The sequence below is a fragment of the Streptomyces sp. NBC_01116 genome, from assembly GCF_041435495.1.
GTDB lineage: Bacteria > Actinomycetota > Actinomycetes > Streptomycetales > Streptomycetaceae > Streptomyces.
This window is the reverse complement of record NZ_CP108644.1, coordinates 1936093-1951828: the sequence shown is the minus strand read 5'-3', so window position 1 is coordinate 1951828 and position 15736 is coordinate 1936093. Positions and strand designations below refer to the sequence as shown.

The window sequence follows — 15736 nt, the reverse complement described above, 5'->3', positions numbered from 1 at the left end:
CCCCCGCACACCTCCCGCTCGCCGGGCGGGCCCGCAGTCTCAGGCCCGCCCGGCGAGCGCGATCGTCCGGCGGGCGGACGCGACCACCGCCGCGTCCACGAACCTCCCGTCCGGCAGCGCCAGCGCCCCCGCCGCCACCTCCGAGGCCGCGACGACCTCCTCGGCCGCCTCGATCTCCTCGGCCGTCGGCCGGAACGCCCGCTCGATCACCGGCAGCTGGCGCGGGTGGATCGCCGCCCGGCCCAGCATCCCGAGCGCCCGCCCCCGCCCGCACGACGTCCACAGCCCGTCCAGGTCCCGCACGTCCGGGAAGACCGACTGGGCGGGCGGCGGAAGAGCCGCCGCCCGGGCCGCCACCACGGCACGGCTGCGCGGCCAGTCGAGCCCGGCGTCCTCCCGTACGCCCAGATCCGCCCGCAGGTCCGCCTCGCCCAGGGCGATGCCGCGTACGGCGTGATGGGCCGAGGCGATCGAGTACGCGTGCTCGATCGCGAGCGCCGACTCCAGCAGCGGATACAGCGCCACGCCCGGGGCCACGGCCGCCACATGGTGCACCGAGACCGCGTGGGTGATCTTCGGCAGCCGGAACGCGGCCAGGCCCGGCAGCTCCGCCAGCGCCCGGATGTCGTCCTCGCCGTGCACCCGGACATGGACCGGCACCGCGTCCGGGGCCGCCGTGACCTGGTCGGCGAGGAGCTCGGCGGTGGCGGAGCGCGCGTACGCCTTGCGGTCCGGGGCGACGGCGTCCTCCAGATCGACGATCACCACGTCCGCCCCGCTGCCCAGCGCCTTGGCCACCACCTCCGGCCGGTCCCCGGGCACGTACAGCCAGGTCAGCGGCGGCCGTCCGGCCGGTGGCGGCGGGCCCTCGGGCAGCGGCGGGGCGGGGATCGGCCGGCCGGTCACAGCGCCCCCTGGTCCCGCAGCGCCGCGATCCGGGTCTCCGTGAGACCGAGGCCGGCCAGGATCTCCTCGGTGTCCGCGCCGTGCGGGCGGCCCGCCCACCGGATCCCGCCGGGCGTCCCCGAGAGCCGGAAGAGGACGTTCTGCATCCGCAGCGGCCCCAGCTCCGGGTCGTCGACCTCGGTGACGGTGTCCAGCGCCCGGTACTGCGGGTCCTCCATCACCTCCCGTACGTCGTGGATCGGCGCGACGGCCGCCTCCGCCTTCTCGAAGCCGTCGAGCACCTCCGCGCGGCTGTGCCGGGAGATCCAGTGGCCCACGGCCGCGTCCAGCTCCTCGGTGTGCTCGGCCCGGGTGGTGCCCGCGCCGAACCACGGCTCGTCGATCAGGTCCGGGCGGCCGACCAGGCGCATCACCCGCTCGGCGACGGACTGGGCGGAGGTGGAGACCGCGACCCAGTGGCCGTCGGCGGTGCGGTAGGTGTTGCGCGGGGCGTTGTTGCGGGAGCGGTTGCCGGTGCGCGGCTGGACGTAGCCGAGCTGGTCGTACCAGAGCGGCTGCGGGCCCAGCACGGTGAGGATCGGCTCGATGATCGCGAGGTCCACCACCTGCCCCTCGCCGGTCTTCTCCCGTCCGGCGAGCGCGGCCATCACCGCGTACGCCGTGGCCAGGGCCGCGATGGAGTCCGCCAGCCCGAACGGCGGCAGCGTCGGCGGACCGTCCGGCTCCCCGGTGATCGCCGCGAAGCCGCTCATCGCCTCGGCGAGGGTGCCGAAGCCGGGGCGGTGGGCGTACGGCCCGAACTGGCCGAAGCCGGTGACCCGGGCCAGCACCAGACGCGGGTTGACGGCGTGCAGCTCCTCGGGGCCCAGGCCCCAGCGCTCCAGGGTCCCGGGCCGGAAGTTCTCGATGATCACATCCGTCCCGGCGGCCAGCTGGAGCAGGACGTCCCGGCCGCCGGGCGCGGACAGGTCGAGGGTCAGGGTGCGCTTGTTGCGGCCGAGCAGCTTCCACCACAGCCCGATCCCGTCCTTGGCGGGCCCGTGCCCGCGCGAGGGGTCCGGTCTGCGGGGGTGCTCGACCTTGATCACATCGGCGCCGAAGTCCCCGAGCATGGTGGCCGCGAGCGGTCCGGCGAAGAGGGTGGCCAGGTCGATGACCTTCAGCCCGGTGAGGGGTCCTGCCGCGGTGGTGCTCATGAGGCCTCGATCTCGCTGCGGAAGGGCATGGACGTGGACGCGCCCGGCTTCTGGACGCAGAGCGCGGCGGCCGAGGAGGCGAACGCCACGGCCTCGGCCACCGGCCGGCCCTCGCCGAGCGCCACGGCCAGCGACCCGACGAAGGTGTCCCCGGCCCCGGTCGTGTCGACGGCGTTCACCGACGGGGCCGCGAAGAGCACCGGCTCGCCGCCCCGGGCCGCGTACAGGCAGCCCTTCGCGCCGAGCGTGACGACGACCTCGGGCACCCGGCGCAGCAGGATCTGCGCCGCGGCGTGCGGCTCGGCCTGCCCGGACAGCTCGGCGGCCTCGTGCTCGTTGGGCACCAACAGGTCGATGTGGTCCAGGAGTTCATCGGGCAGGTGCTGGACGGGGGAGGGGGTGAGGATGGTCGTGACGCCCTGGGACCGGGCCGCGCGGGCTCCCTCGACGACCGCGGACAGCGGGAGTTCGAGCTGCATCAGCAGCAGGTCGGCGGCGGCGATCGCCGCGATCTCCCCGGGCCCGAGCGCGGTGACGACGCCGTTCGCGCCGGGGATCACCACGATCGCGTTGGCCCCGGTGTCGTCCACCACGATGTGCGCGGTGCCGCTGGGGCCCTCGGCGGTGTGCAGGAGGTCGGTGTCGACCCCGGCGTGTTCGAGTCCGTCGCGCAGCAGGGTGCCGTAGGCGTCGTCGCCGACCGCGCCGATCATCGCCACCTCCCCGCCCGCGCGGGCGGCGGCGACGGCCTGGTTGGCGCCCTTGCCGCCGGGGACCGTCCGGAACTCCCGGCCGGTGACGGTCTCGCCGAGCCCGGGGGCGCGGGCGGTGTGGGCGACGAGGTCCATGTTGGTGCTGCCGAGCACCGCGATGCGGGTCATGGGCGCAGAGCCTCCTGGTGGGTCAGTGCGGCGAGGGTGTCGAACCCGGTCCGGTCGAAGCCGGGTACGGAGGTGGCGAGCCGGTTCTTCAGCGGAGCCGTCCAGTGCTCGGGCAGGGCGTCCGGCCCGCCCGCCAGGAGTCCGGCCAGCGATCCGGCCGTCGCCCCGTTGGAGTCGGTGTCCCAGCCGCCGGAGACCGCGAGGCCGATCGACCGGGTGAAGTCGCCGTCGGCGTGGGTGAGGGCGGCGGCCAGCAGCGCGGCGTTGGGCAGCACGTGCACCCAGTGGTGGGTGTCCGCGTAGACGGCGTGCAGCCGGTCCACGACGGTGTCGAACTCCCCTTCCGTACGGGCCGTTTCGATGCCGAGGCGGATCGCGCGGGCGTACCGCGAGCGCGGCGGCACCACCCGCAGCCCGGCGGCCAGGCAGCCGTGCACATCGCTCTCGCCGCCGGCCGCGACGGCGAGCGCGGCGGCGGTGAACATCGCGCCGTACACCCCGTTGCCGGTGTGGGTGAGGACCGCGTCGCGGTGGGCCTGGGCGGCGGCCCCGGCCGGGTCGCCGGGGTGGGTCCAGCCGTGCACGTCGGCCCGGATCTGCGCGCCGATCCACTCCCGGAACGGGTTGCGGTGGCGGGCGGTCTCCGGGGGCTCGACGCCCGCGAGGAGGTTGCCGTACGCGATGCGCTCGGCGGTGAAGGCACGGCCCGCCGGAAGCTCGTCCAGCCACAGCCGGGCGAGGTCGGCAGTGGTGAAGGAGCGGCCGTGCCGCTGGAGCAGCAGCAGGGTGAGCAGGGGGTGGTCGAGGTCGTCGTCCGCCGGCATGCCGTCGATGTTCTCGGCCAGGGACGTGGGGGCCGAGCGGCGGTTCCAGGGGTGCGCGGCCAGCAGTTCGGCGGGTACGCCGTGTGCGGTGAACCAACTGGCCGGGGGCCAGTTCCCGGTGGCGCGGGCCAGGGCGCGGATGCCGTCCAGCGGCAGCTTCTCGACCGGTTTGCCGAGCAGGCAGCCCGCCGCCCGGCCGAGCCACGCCGCGTGCAGCCGGTCCCGGCCGACGTGGGGCGTACCCTCCACCGGGCCCGGCCAGTGCGGGCAGGCGGCCACGATCTCGTCCAGCCCGGTCGGCTCGTCGGCCGCCAACGGCGCGTCCAGCAGCGCGAGTTCGTCGAGAAGCCGTTCGGCCAGCGCGCGCAGGCGCGGCGGTGCGGGCGGCTCGGAGGCGCCGGCCCGGTCCGGGGCGGGCGCGCCCCCGGCCGCGTACCACCGGGCCTCGATCTCCCGGGCGTCCCGGCCGTCCTGCGCGGCCTGCCGCAGCTCGTGGCCGACCAGGTCCTCGGGCTGCACCCAGGTGAGGCGGACGTTCACCGCTCACCGGCCAGCGCGGCGAACGCCTGCTCATGGGCCCGGCGGCGCTCCAGGTCCCGGGCGAAGACCTCCCGGGCCACCTGCGCCAGCACCCTCGCCGGGGCGTCCAGGTCGAGCCGGCTCGCCTCCGCGACCGTGGCGGCCCAGTCCGCGGGTGCCTCGCCGCCCAGCGCGCCCACGATCGCCCCGCTCATCGTCGCGATGGAGTCGCAGTCCCGCCCGTAGTTCACCGAACCGAGCACCGTGGGCCGGTAGGCGCCGCCCCCGACGAGCAGCATCCCGAGGGCGATGGGCAGTTCCTCGACGGCGTGCAGGCGGGAGGGGCGGCGTGCGCCGAGTGAGGGGCTCCGGTAGTCGGGGCCGACCGTGTCGAAGGGCTCCACCGCCGCCCGCAGCGGGACGAGCGCGGTCTCGAAGTCCTCGTGGCGCACGGCCACTTCGGCCACCGCCTCGATCGCTGACCGGGTGCCGTCCCTGGCCAGGGAGAGGGCCGCGTCGACCACGGTGCCGGGGGTGGCGCCCGGGCGGCAGGCGGCGGCGACGGCGGCCGCGAAGACCCCGGCCGCCTCCCGTCCGTAGGAGGACTGGTGGGGGGCCGCGACCTCCAGCGCCTCGGCGTACGCGGCCTCCGGGCGGCCGGCGTTGACCAGGCCGACCGGGGCCATGTACATCGCCGCCCCGCAGTTGACGATGTTGCCCGCACCGGCCTCGCGCGGGTCCACGTGCCCGTAGTGCAGCCGGGCCACGATCCACTTCTCCGCCAGGAAGATCCGCTGGAGGGGGAGGGCCTCTGCCTCCAGCTCCGGGATCCAGCGGGGCGACAGCAGGTCCGGGACGAGATGGTCCGCGACGGCGTACGCGTCGAGGTGGTCGCGGACCCGGTCGTAGACCCGGATCAGCGCATGGGTCATCAGGGTGTCGTCGGTGACGTGCCCGTCGCCCTTGTGGTACGGGGCGATGGGGCGCGCGGTGCGCCAGTCATCGCCGTGCCAGGGGCCGACGATCCCGGTCACCCGGCCGCCGTGGCGCTCGGCGATCTGCTCGGGGGTCCAGCCCTCGACCGGGCCGCCGAGCGCGTCGCCCACGGCGGCTCCGACGAGGGCCCGGCGGACGCGTTCATCGAGTCCGGGCGTGGTGGGGGAGGGGCGCGGTGTCGAGAGGACGGCTTCCATGGCCGTGGCGGGCGTCATGTCGGAATTGTCCACCCGGGGTGGCCGGTTCCGTGGCTGCCAGCAGCCCGGCGAGTTCGATCAGATCCGTGCCCGCCAGCCGGGGCAGCGCACAGCCCGCCAGTGTCCGGCACGCCTCGCGCCAGCCCGCCGGAACGGCGCTGACCGAGCCGATGGTCCCGGTCAGCGCCCCGGCGAGGGCGGGCGCGGAGTCCGCGACCCGGGACAGGCAGGCGGCGGCCGGGACCGCCTGGGCGATCTCGCCCCGGGCCGCGGTGGTGAGGGCCAGGGCGACGGGCACGGTCTCCGCCGCCGCGATCCCGTAGCTGTAGACGTGATCCACGATCTGGTGTTCCAGCACCGGGACCAGGGCGAACGCCCCGGCCGGCTCGCCCGCGAACTCCCGGGCCAGGCGGACCGCGTGCGCGGCGTTGCGGGCGATCTCGGTGCCCTCGGGGAGCCGGTCGAGGGCCGCGTTCACCACGGTGTCGACGTCCGCCCCGGCCAGCGCCACGGCGATCGCGGCGGCCACGGCCCGTGCCCCGTGCACCCCGTCGCCGTCCTGGGTGTAGCGGGCGTCGAACTCGGCGAGCGCCGCCGCCTCGTCCGGGTCGCCCGGGTGGACCACGGCGAGGACGGCGGCCCGCACGCAGGCGGCGTCGTCGAAGTAGTGCGGGTTGTCGTGCCCGGTGGCGGGCGGCCGCAGCCCGGCGGCCAGGTTGCCGAGCCCGGCCCGCACCGAGATCCGGGCCCGCAGCGGGAGCACCGCGGCCTCGACCTCGGGGGCCCGGGCGCTGGCGGCGGCGACGGTGGCGGCCAGCGCGTTCCAGGCCCGGTCCACCGCGTCCCGCATCCGGCGGCCGGAGGAGAGGCCCGCCGCCTCGTCGGCCGCCGCCGCCAGCACCGTACGGGCGGCGAACGCGGCCCACTCGGCGTCGTCGGACGGGCCGAGCCGCAGCGGCTCGGGCGGCTGGTTCAGGGCGATGGGCACCGGCAGTGTGGTGGTGGCGTTCTGCTCGGCGAAGGTGTCCAGCTCCCGGGTGAGCCGCCGGGTCCACTCGGGCATCCGGGCCGCCCGGTGCCGGGCGGCGGGCCACCCGGCGGCGTCGCCCGCCGCGAGCCCGAGCAGCAGCCCCTCGATCCGGGCCCGGCGGGAGGGGACGGGGGGCCCGGGGGCCGCGTCGGAGGTGGTCATGGGCGGGCCTGCGGGGAGTGCTTCCCGTGGCGTGGTCATGGCCGGACGGCTCCCGGTCGCCTCACCCGGCCCCGTCATCGCCGCTCCTCCCATACGGGCCCGGAGGAGGCCGGCGCGGACGCCAGGTCCCGTACGGGTCCGGAAGAGGCCCCCGCGGACGCCAGGTCCCGGACGGGCTCGAAGGAGGCCGCCGCCGACGGCAGGCCCCGTACGGCCGCCGGTTCGCGACCGCCGTCCCGCCCCTGCGGGGGCCCCGCGGGACCGGTTCCGTCCGGATCCTCCGGGGTCAGCAGCTCCGCGATGTCCAGCACGTGGTAGCCGCGCATCGAGGGCAGACAGCTGCCCCGGACCGGGCCGATCGCGGCGGCCCAGTCCGGCGGGACGGCGCTCTCCCCGTTCAGCGCCCCGGCCAGGGCGCCCGCCACCGCAGCCGTCGTGTCCGCGTCGCGGCCCATGTTGACGGCGGTGAGCACCGCCGTCCGGAAGTCCCCGCGCGCCGCCGTGAACGCCCCGAACGCCAGGCCCACCGCCTCCGGCGCGAGGTCCGTCCACGGGTAGCCGGCGATGACCACCGCCGAGCGCACCGCACGCTCCATCGTGAGCCGGTCGGGGTGGGGCCGCTGGGCCGCCGCCACCGCCCGGCGCAGCGACCGGGCCGTCCAGGAGTCCATCGGGACCACCGAGAGCGCAGCCGCGATCACCGAGGCGAGGCCCGAACCGACCATGGCCGCCGCCACCCCGGCCGCCACCGCCTGCCCCCCGTAGATCCCCTCGCCCTCGTGGCTGACCCGGCCGTCCACCGCGACCAGCCGGGCCGCCTCGGCCGGGCGGCCCGCCGCGAACACCCCGAAGGGGGCCGCCCGCATCGCGAGCCCGTCGCTCCAGGCGTGCCGGTGCTGGGCCGAGATGGGGGCGGCCAGGCCCCGGCGCAGGTTCTCCAGCGTGCCGCGCTCGCTGAACCCGGCGCCCCGGAACGGGCCCTCGTCCAGATCGGCGATCCAGTGGTGCCAGGCCCGCTCCACATGGGAGACGTCGAGCGCCGAACCGTGCCGGGCGAGCAGCAGCCCGGAGAAGATCGCGTACTCCGTGTCGTCGGTGCCCGCCGGATCATCGCTCACGAAGCCCTCGATCCGCCCCCAGCGGCGGCGGATCTCGGAGGGCCGCAGGTTCTCCGCCGGGGCGCCGAGCGCGTCCCCGACCGCCAGCCCCAGCAGCGCACCCCTGGCCCGGTCATTGCCGACGGCCGTGTCCATCGCGTCGCCCTTCGCTCGTCCGGCGGTTTCCATCCGCGCCCGCATCCGCACCCGAGCCCGCATCCGCATCCGCATCCGCATCCGAGTCCGGATCCGATCCCCGTGTCCCGATTCCGGGCCCTGTCCGCATCTGTGCCACGCGGCGGGCGAGGAGAGGCGAAAAACGGCGGGAAAGGAGCCGCCCGGGTGACGGCCCGGATAGCTGAGGCTGTCCTTCCTTCGCAGGTCAGAGGGGTGGTAAGCCAGGCTTGCCTTGCTGGCGGCGGTCACCCGGACGGCGTAGTTTGGACTTTGTCGAAAGTTGTATTCAGCGGGGAACGGCGGGGTGACGGCCCGCCGGAGCAAAGGGGAGAGACACGCCGTGGCCATCATCGAGACCGAAGCCGTCCTGCACGAGGCGCACCGGGACAACCACACCCACCGGGACGTGAACGGCGGCTGGCTGCGCCCGGCCGTCTTCGGTGCGATGGACGGCCTGGTCTCCAACCTCGCCCTGATGACCGGGGTCGCGGGCGGCGCGGTCTCCCAGCAGACCATCGTCATCACCGGCCTGGCGGGGCTCGCGGCCGGGGCCTTCTCCATGGCGGCGGGTGAGTACACCTCCGTCGCCTCGCAGCGCGAGCTGGTCGAGGCCGAGCTCGACGTCGAGCGCCGTGAGCTCCGCAAGCACCCCAAGGACGAGATGGCCGAGCTGGCCGCCCTCTACGAGTCCCGGGGCGTGGACGCCCCGCTCGCCCGCGAGGTCGCCCGGCAGCTGTCGCGCGACCCGGAGCAGGCGCTGGAGATCCACGCCCGCGAGGAGCTCGGCATCGATCCGGGCGACCTGCCCTCGCCGCTCGTCGCCGCCGTCTCGTCGTTCGGCGCGTTCGCGCTCGGCGCCCTGCTGCCCTTGCTGCCCTACCTCCTCGGCGCGAGCGCGCTGTGGCCCGCGGTGCTCCTCGCGCTGGTCGGTCTGTTCGGGTGCGGCGCGGTGGTGGCCAGGGTGACCGCCCGCAGCTGGTGGTTCAGCGGGCTGCGCCAGCTCGCCCTGGGTGGTGCCGCGGCGGCGATGACGTACGGACTCGGCACCCTGTTCGGCGTCGCTGTCGGCTGATGCGGCTGACGTAGGAGGCAGATGACGCGGCTGATGCGGGTGGTGCGGGTGGTGCGGGGCTGAGGGCCGGCGGCGTACCCGGGCCGCCCGAACGGCGCAACGGCACGGCAACCCGTGTGACGTACGTCTTGGCGCCGCCCACTGGGCGGGAAAGGCCCTGCGGCCGTAAAATGAGACCCTATGCAGGGCTGCACATAAGTAGCCATTACCCGGTGGTTTCGTTTCCGTCGCCACCGGGCATGAGCCGTAGGCACCGCAGGCAACGACGCCTGCTCTCTGCGGGTCCCCGGGCGCCGATCGTTCCGACAGCGACCCACCCCCTGGACGGTCCGGTCACCACTGGTCACCCAGTCACTTCCGGTCACCACGGTGTCCGCATGTTGGAACACGCCTTCCGCTTCTTGAGAAGCGCCCCATCATGTAACCTGCACGAAATTTCGCAGAGGGCCAACGTCGTCCCTCGGCACCGCAAATGCCACGACGACGACGGGAGAGCCGATGCGTATCGACGCCTGGTCGCCCATGGACGGTCGCCCCGCCCAGCAGGGGATGTACGACCCCCGTAACGAACACGACGCCTGTGGTGTCGGGTTCGTGGCCACTCTGACCGGTGTGGCCAGCCATGAGCTGGTCGAGCAGGCGCTGACCGTGCTGCGCAACCTCGAACACCGCGGCGCCACCGGCTCCGAGCCCGACTCCGGCGACGGCGCCGGCATTCTCTGCCAGGTCCCGGACGCCTTCCTGCGCGCCGAGACCTCTTTCGACCTTCCCGAGGCCGGCTCGTATGCCGTGGGCATCGCCTTCCTCCCCGCGGACGACTCCACCGAGGCCGTCCGCACGATCGAGGAGATCGCCGCCCAGGAGGGCCTGGAGGTCCTCGGCTGGCGCGACGTCCCGGTCACCCCCGCACTTCTCGGCAACGGCGCCCGCGCCACCATGCCCACCTTCCGCCAGGTCTTCGTCGCCGACGGCGAGTCCACCGGCATCGTCCTGGACCGCAAGGCCTTCGTCCTGCGCAAGCGTGCCGAGCGTGAGGCCGGGGTGTACTTCCCCTCGCTCTCCGCCCGCACCATCGTCTACAAGGGCATGCTCACCACCGGGCAGCTGGAGCCGTTCTTCCCGGACCTCTCCGACCGCCGCTTCGCCTCCACGGTCGCGCTGGTCCACTCCCGCTTCTCCACCAACACCTTCCCCAGCTGGCCGCTGGCCCACCCGTACCGCTTCGTCGCGCACAACGGCGAGATCAACACGGTCAAGGGCAACCGCAACTGGATGAAGGCCCGCGAGTCCCAGCTCGCCTCCGAGCTCTTCGGCCCGGCGCAGCTGAGCCGGATCTTCCCCGTCTGCACCCCGGACGCCTCCGACTCGGCCTCCTTCGACGAGGTCCTGGAGCTGCTCCACCTCGGCGGGCGCTCGCTGCCGCACTCGGTGCTGATGATGGTCCCCGAGGCGTGGGAGAACCACGACTCGATGGACCCGGCCCGGCGCGCGTTCTACCAGTACCACGCCACGATGATGGAGCCCTGGGACGGCCCGGCCTGCGTCACCTTCACCGACGGCGTCCAGGTCGGCGCGGTCCTCGACCGCAACGGTCTGCGCCCCGGCCGCTACTGGGTCACCGACGACGGCCTCGTCGTGCTCTCCTCCGAGGTCGGCGTCCTGGACATCGACCCGGCGAAGGTCGTCCGCAAGGGCCGCCTCCAGCCCGGCAAGATGTTCCTCGTCGACACCGCCGAGCACCGCATCATCGAGGACGACGAGATCAAGGCGTCCCTCGCCGCCGAGCAGCCCTACGAGGAGTGGCTGGAGACCGGCGAGATCGAGCTGAGCGACCTGCCCGAGCGTGAGCACATCGTGCACACCCACGCCTCGGTCACCCGCCGCCAGCAGACCTTCGGCTACACCGAGGAAGAGCTCCGCGTCATCCTCGCGCCGATGGCCCGCACCGCCGGCGAACCGCTCGGCTCCATGGGCACCGACTCGCCGATCGCCGCGCTCTCCGAGCGCCCCCGGCTGCTGTTCGACTACTTCACCCAGCTCTTCGCCCAGGTCACCAACCCGCCGCTGGACGCCATCCGCGAGGAGCTCGTCACCTCGCTGCGCTCCTCGCTGGGCCCCCAGGGCAACATCCTGGAGCCGACCGCCGCCGCGTGCCGCAGCGTCACGCTGCCCTTCCCGGTGATCGACAACGACGAGCTCGCCAAGCTGATACACATCAACGCCGACGGCGACATGCCGGGCATGAAGGCCGCCACCCTCTCCGGTCTCTACCGGGTCGGCGGCGGAGGCGACGCGCTGGCCGCGCGGATCGAGCAGATCTGCACCGAGGTCGACGCCGCCATAGAGGACGGCGCCCGCCTGATCGTCCTCTCCGACCGGCACTCCGACGCCGAGCACGCGCCGATCCCCTCGCTGCTGCTCACCTCCGCCGTCCACCACCACCTCATCCGCACCAAGCAGCGCACCCAGGTGGGCCTGCTGGTCGAGGCCGGGGACGTTCGCGAGGTCCACCACGTCGCGCTGCTCATCGGCTACGGCGCCGCCGCGGTCAACCCGTACCTCGCCATGGAGTCCGTCGAGGACCTGGTCCGCGCCGGCACCTTCATCGAGAACATCGACGCCGAGCAGGCCATCCGGAACCTGATCTACGCGCTCGGCAAGGGCGTCCTGAAGGTCATGTCCAAGATGGGCATCTCCACCGTCGCCTCCTACCGCGGCGCCCAGGTCTTCGAGGCCGTCGGCCTGGACGAGGCCTTCGTCGCGACGTACTTCAACGGCACCGCCACCAAGATCGGCGGCGCCGGCCTGGACGTCGTCGCCAAGGAGGTCGCCGCCCGGCACACCAAGGCGTACCCCGCCTCCGGCATCGCGGCCTCGCACCGCGCGCTGGAGATCGGCGGCGAGTACCAGTGGCGGCGCGAGGGCGAACCGCACCTGTTCGACCCGGAGACGGTCTTCCGCCTCCAGCACGCCACCCGCAACCGGCGCTACGACATCTTCAAGCAGTACACGGAGCGGGTGAACGAGCAGTCCGAGCGCCTCATGACGCTCCGCGGCCTCTTCGGCTTCGACTCCGGCCGCGAGCCGATCTCCCTCGACGAGGTCGAGCCCGCCTCCGAGATCGTCAAGCGCTTCTCCACCGGCGCCATGTCCTACGGCTCCATCTCCCGCGAGGCGCACGAGACGCTCGCCATCGCGATGAACCAGCTCGGCGGCAAGTCCAACACCGGTGAGGGCGGTGAGGACCCGGACCGCCTGTACGACCCGGCGCGCCGCTCCTCCATCAAGCAGGTCGCCTCCGGCCGCTTCGGTGTGACCAGCGAATACCTGGTCAACGCCGACGACATCCAGATCAAGATGGCCCAGGGCGCCAAGCCCGGCGAGGGCGGCCAGCTGCCCGGCCACAAGGTCTACCCGTGGGTCGCCAAGACACGTCACTCGACGCCCGGCGTCGGCCTCATCTCGCCGCCGCCGCACCACGACATCTACTCCATCGAAGACCTCGCGCAGCTGATCCACGACCTGAAGAACGCGAACCCGCAGGCGCGGATCCACGTGAAGCTGGTCTCCGAGGTCGGCGTCGGCACGGTCGCCGCCGGTGTCTCCAAGGCCCACGCGGACGTCGTCCTCATCTCCGGCCACGACGGCGGAACGGGCGCCTCCCCGCTCACCTCGCTCAAGCACGCGGGCGGCCCCTGGGAACTCGGCCTCGCCGAGACCCAGCAGACCCTGCTGCTCAACGGCCTGCGCGACCGCATCGTCGTGCAGACCGACGGCCAGCTCAAGACCGGCCGCGACGTCGTCATCGCCGCGCTGCTCGGCGCCGAGGAGTTCGGTTTCGCGACCGCGCCGCTCGTCGTCTCCGGCTGCGTCATGATGCGCGTCTGCCACCTGGACACCTGCCCGGTCGGCATCGCCACCCAGAACCCGGTGCTGCGCGACCGGTTCTCCGGCAAGGCCGAGTACATCGTCAACTTCTTCGAGTTCATCGCCGAAGAGGTCCGCGAGATCCTCGCCGAGCTGGGCTTCCGCACCATCGAGGAGGCCGTCGGCCACGCCGAGCTCCTCGACACCGACCGGGCCGTCACCCACTGGAAGGCGCAGGGCCTGGACCTGGCTCCGCTCTTCTTCGTTCCCGAGCTGCCCGAGGGCGCGGTCCGCCACCGCATCGTCGAGCAGGACCACGGTCTGACGAAGGCGCTCGACAACCAGCTGATCAAGCTGGCAGCCGACGCGCTCGGGGCGGAGAGCGCCGAGGCCGCCCAGCCGGTCCGCGCCCAGGTCGCGATCCGCAACATCAACCGGACCGTCGGCACCATGCTCGGCCACGAGGTGACCAAGAAGTTCGGTGGTCCGGGCCTGCCCGAGAACACCATCGACATCACCTTCACCGGCTCGGCCGGCCAGTCCTTCGGCGCCTTCGTGCCGCGCGGGGTCACCCTGCGCCTGGAGGGCGACGCCAACGACTACGTCGGCAAGGGCCTCTCCGGCGGCCGGGTCATCGTCCGCCCCGACCGGGGCGCCGACCACCTCGCCGAGTACTCCACCATCGCCGGCAACACCATCGGCTACGGCGCGACCGGCGGCGAGATCTTCCTCCGCGGCCGCACCGGCGAGCGCTTCTGCGTCCGCAACTCCGGTGCGCTCGTCGTCTCCGAAGGCGTCGGCGACCACGGCTGCGAGTACATGACCGGCGGCCAAGCCGTCGTCCTCGGCGAGACCGGCCGCAACTTCGCCGCCGGCATGTCGGGCGGCGTCGCGTACGTCATCGACCTGAACCGCGACAACGTCAACGTCGGCAACCTCGGCGCGGTCGAGGAACTGGACGACACCGACCGGCAGTGGCTGCACGACGTCGTGCGCCGCCACCAGGAGGAGACCGGCTCCACCGTCGCCGCGAAGCTCCTCGCCGAGTGGGACAGCGCCGTCGGCGGCGCGTCCCGCTTCAGCAAGATCATCCCGTCCACGTACAAGGCAGTGCTCGCCGCCAAGGACGCCGCTGAGCTCGCCGGTCTCTCCGAGCAGGAGACCACCGAGAAGATGATGGAGGCGGCGACCCATGGCTGACCCCAAGGGCTTCCTGACCACCGGACGCGAGGTCGCCCAGACCCGCCCCGTTGCCGAGCGCGTCAAGGACTGGAACGAGGTCTACGTTCCGGGCTCGCTGCTCCCGATCATCAGCAAGCAGGCCGGCCGCTGCATGGACTGCGGCATCCCGTTCTGCCACAACGGCTGCCCGCTCGGAAACCTCATCCCCGAGTGGAACGACTACGCCTACCGCGAGGACTGGACCGCGGCGTCCGAGCGGCTGCACGCCACGAACAACTTCCCGGAGTTCACCGGGCGGCTGTGCCCGGCCCCCTGCGAGTCGGCGTGCGTGCTGGGCATCAACCAGCCCGCCGTCACCATCAAGAACGTCGAGGTCTCCATCATCGACAAGGCGTGGGACAGCGGCGACGTCACCCCGCAGCCGCCGGAGCGCCTCTCCGGCAAGACCGTCGCGGTCATCGGCTCGGGGCCGGCGGGACTCGCCGCCGCCCAGCAGCTGACCCGGGCCGGCCACACCGTCGCCGTCTACGAGCGCGCGGACCGCATCGGGGGCCTCCTCCGCTACGGCATCCCCGAGTTCAAGATGGAGAAGTCGCACATCAACCGCCGCATCGAGCAGATGCGCCTGGAAGGCACCAAGTTCCGTACGGAGGTGGAGATCGGCAAGGACATCGACGCCGCGAAGCTCCGCCGCCGCTACGACGCGGTCGTCATCGCGGCCGGCGCCACCGTCTCCCGCGACCTCCCCGTTCCCGGCCGTGAGCTGGGCGGCATCCACTTCGCGATGGAGTACCTGCCGCTCGCCAACAAGGTGCAGGAGGGCGACCTGACGGTGGCCCCGATCCACGCCGGCGGCAAGCACGTCGTCGTCATCGGCGGCGGTGACACCGGAGCCGACTGCGTGGGCACCGCCCACCGCCAGGGCGCGGCCTCCGTCACCCAGCTGGAGATCATGCCGAAGCCGGGCGAGGACCGGAACCCGGGCCAGCCGTGGCCGACCTTCCCGATGCTCTACAAGGTCACCTCCGCGCACGAGGAGGGCGGCGAGCGGGTCTACTCCGTCTCCACCACCCACTTCGAGGGCGACGAGGACGGAAACGTCGCGGCCCTCCACCTGGTGGAGGTCGAGTTCAAGGACGGTAAGCTGGAGCAGAAGCCCGGCACGGAGCGGCGCATCCCCGCGCAGCTCGTCACCCTCGCCATGGGCTTCACCGGAACCGACCAGTCCAACGGTCTGGTCCAGCAGTTCGGCCTGGAGCTCGACCAGCGCGGCAACGTCGCCCGCGACGAGCACTACGCGACCAACGTCGACGGCGTCTATGTCGCCGGTGACGCGGGACGCGGCCAGTCGCTGATCGTCTGGGCGATCGCCGAGGGCCGCTCCGCCGCCCGCGGAGTGGACCGCTTCCTGACCGGGACCAGCGCCCTGCACGCGCCGATCCGCCCGACGGACCGGTCCCTGCTGGTCTGAGCACCACCCGGGTTCCCCTGGGCCACGCGGCCCGGGGGAGCCCCCACAAGACGTCCCGTACAACGGCGTACGGAACTGAACGCGGCGCCTGCCTGTCCCCGACCGGACTCCAGCGGGCGCCGTGGCGCGTCCGGGGCCGGGTGCCTTCCACGGCGCCCG

The 15736-nt window shown here is 73.6% G+C and carries 10 protein-coding genes; 3 read left to right on the top strand and 7 right to left on the bottom strand.

All coding sequences use genetic code 11. The features are described from left to right. Positions 1–39: 39 nt before the first annotated feature. From OG245_RS08475 to OG245_RS08445, 7 genes are read right to left on the bottom strand one after another with little or no spacing between them, the layout of a single operon-like run. A complete protein-coding gene (locus tag OG245_RS08475) occupies positions 40–906 on the bottom strand; it encodes a CoA ester lyase (RefSeq protein WP_371622907.1) in 867 nt (288 codons plus the stop codon). Further along, positions 903–2102, bottom strand: coding sequence for a CaiB/BaiF CoA transferase family protein (locus OG245_RS08470; protein WP_371622906.1), 1200 nt, complete (start codon positions 2100–2102; stop codon positions 903–905). The genes OG245_RS08475 and OG245_RS08470 overlap by 4 nt, the downstream gene beginning before the upstream one ends. Beyond that, positions 2099–2983 (bottom strand): ribokinase, encoded by an 885-nt coding sequence (gene rbsK / locus OG245_RS08465; protein ID WP_371622905.1) that lies wholly within the window; start codon positions 2981–2983, stop codon positions 2099–2101. The genes OG245_RS08470 and rbsK overlap by 4 nt, the downstream gene beginning before the upstream one ends. Beyond that, positions 2980–4347, bottom strand: coding sequence for an ADP-ribosylglycohydrolase family protein (locus OG245_RS08460; RefSeq protein WP_371622904.1), 1368 nt, complete (start codon positions 4345–4347; stop codon positions 2980–2982). Before OG245_RS08460 ends, rbsK begins: the two co-directional genes overlap by 4 nt. Next, positions 4344–5537: an ADP-ribosylglycohydrolase family protein gene (locus OG245_RS08455; protein ID WP_371622903.1), complete on the bottom strand. Its 1194-nt coding sequence runs from the start codon at positions 5535–5537 to the stop codon at positions 4344–4346. The genes OG245_RS08460 and OG245_RS08455 overlap by 4 nt, the downstream gene beginning before the upstream one ends. Then, positions 5464–6789 carry an ADP-ribosylglycohydrolase family protein gene (locus OG245_RS08450; RefSeq protein ID WP_371622902.1) on the bottom strand — a complete coding sequence of 442 codons (1326 nt, stop codon included), beginning with the start codon at positions 6787–6789 and terminating at the stop codon, positions 5464–5466. The genes OG245_RS08455 and OG245_RS08450 overlap by 74 nt, the downstream gene beginning before the upstream one ends. Next, positions 6786–7964 carry an ADP-ribosylglycohydrolase family protein gene (locus OG245_RS08445; protein ID WP_371627841.1) on the bottom strand — a complete coding sequence of 393 codons (1179 nt, stop codon included), beginning with the start codon at positions 7962–7964 and terminating at the stop codon, positions 6786–6788. The genes OG245_RS08450 and OG245_RS08445 overlap by 4 nt, the downstream gene beginning before the upstream one ends. 361 nt (positions 7965–8325) lie before the next feature. Between OG245_RS08445 and OG245_RS08440 the strand changes: the two genes are divergently transcribed. The 3 genes from OG245_RS08440 to OG245_RS08430 all read left to right on the top strand — a co-directional run bounded on the left by OG245_RS08440 (position 8326) and on the right by OG245_RS08430 (position 15577). Then, positions 8326–9057: a VIT1/CCC1 transporter family protein gene (locus OG245_RS08440; RefSeq protein WP_371622901.1), complete on the top strand. Its 732-nt coding sequence runs from the start codon at positions 8326–8328 to the stop codon at positions 9055–9057. Between the two features lie 498 nt (positions 9058–9555). Then, positions 9556–14124: a glutamate synthase large subunit gene (gene gltB, locus OG245_RS08435; RefSeq protein ID WP_371622900.1), complete on the top strand. Its 4569-nt coding sequence runs from the start codon at positions 9556–9558 to the stop codon at positions 14122–14124. Continuing rightward, positions 14117–15577: a glutamate synthase subunit beta gene (locus tag OG245_RS08430; RefSeq protein ID WP_371622899.1), complete on the top strand. Its 1461-nt coding sequence runs from the start codon at positions 14117–14119 to the stop codon at positions 15575–15577. Before gltB ends, OG245_RS08430 begins: the two co-directional genes overlap by 8 nt. The last annotated feature ends 159 nt before the right edge of the window (positions 15578–15736 follow it).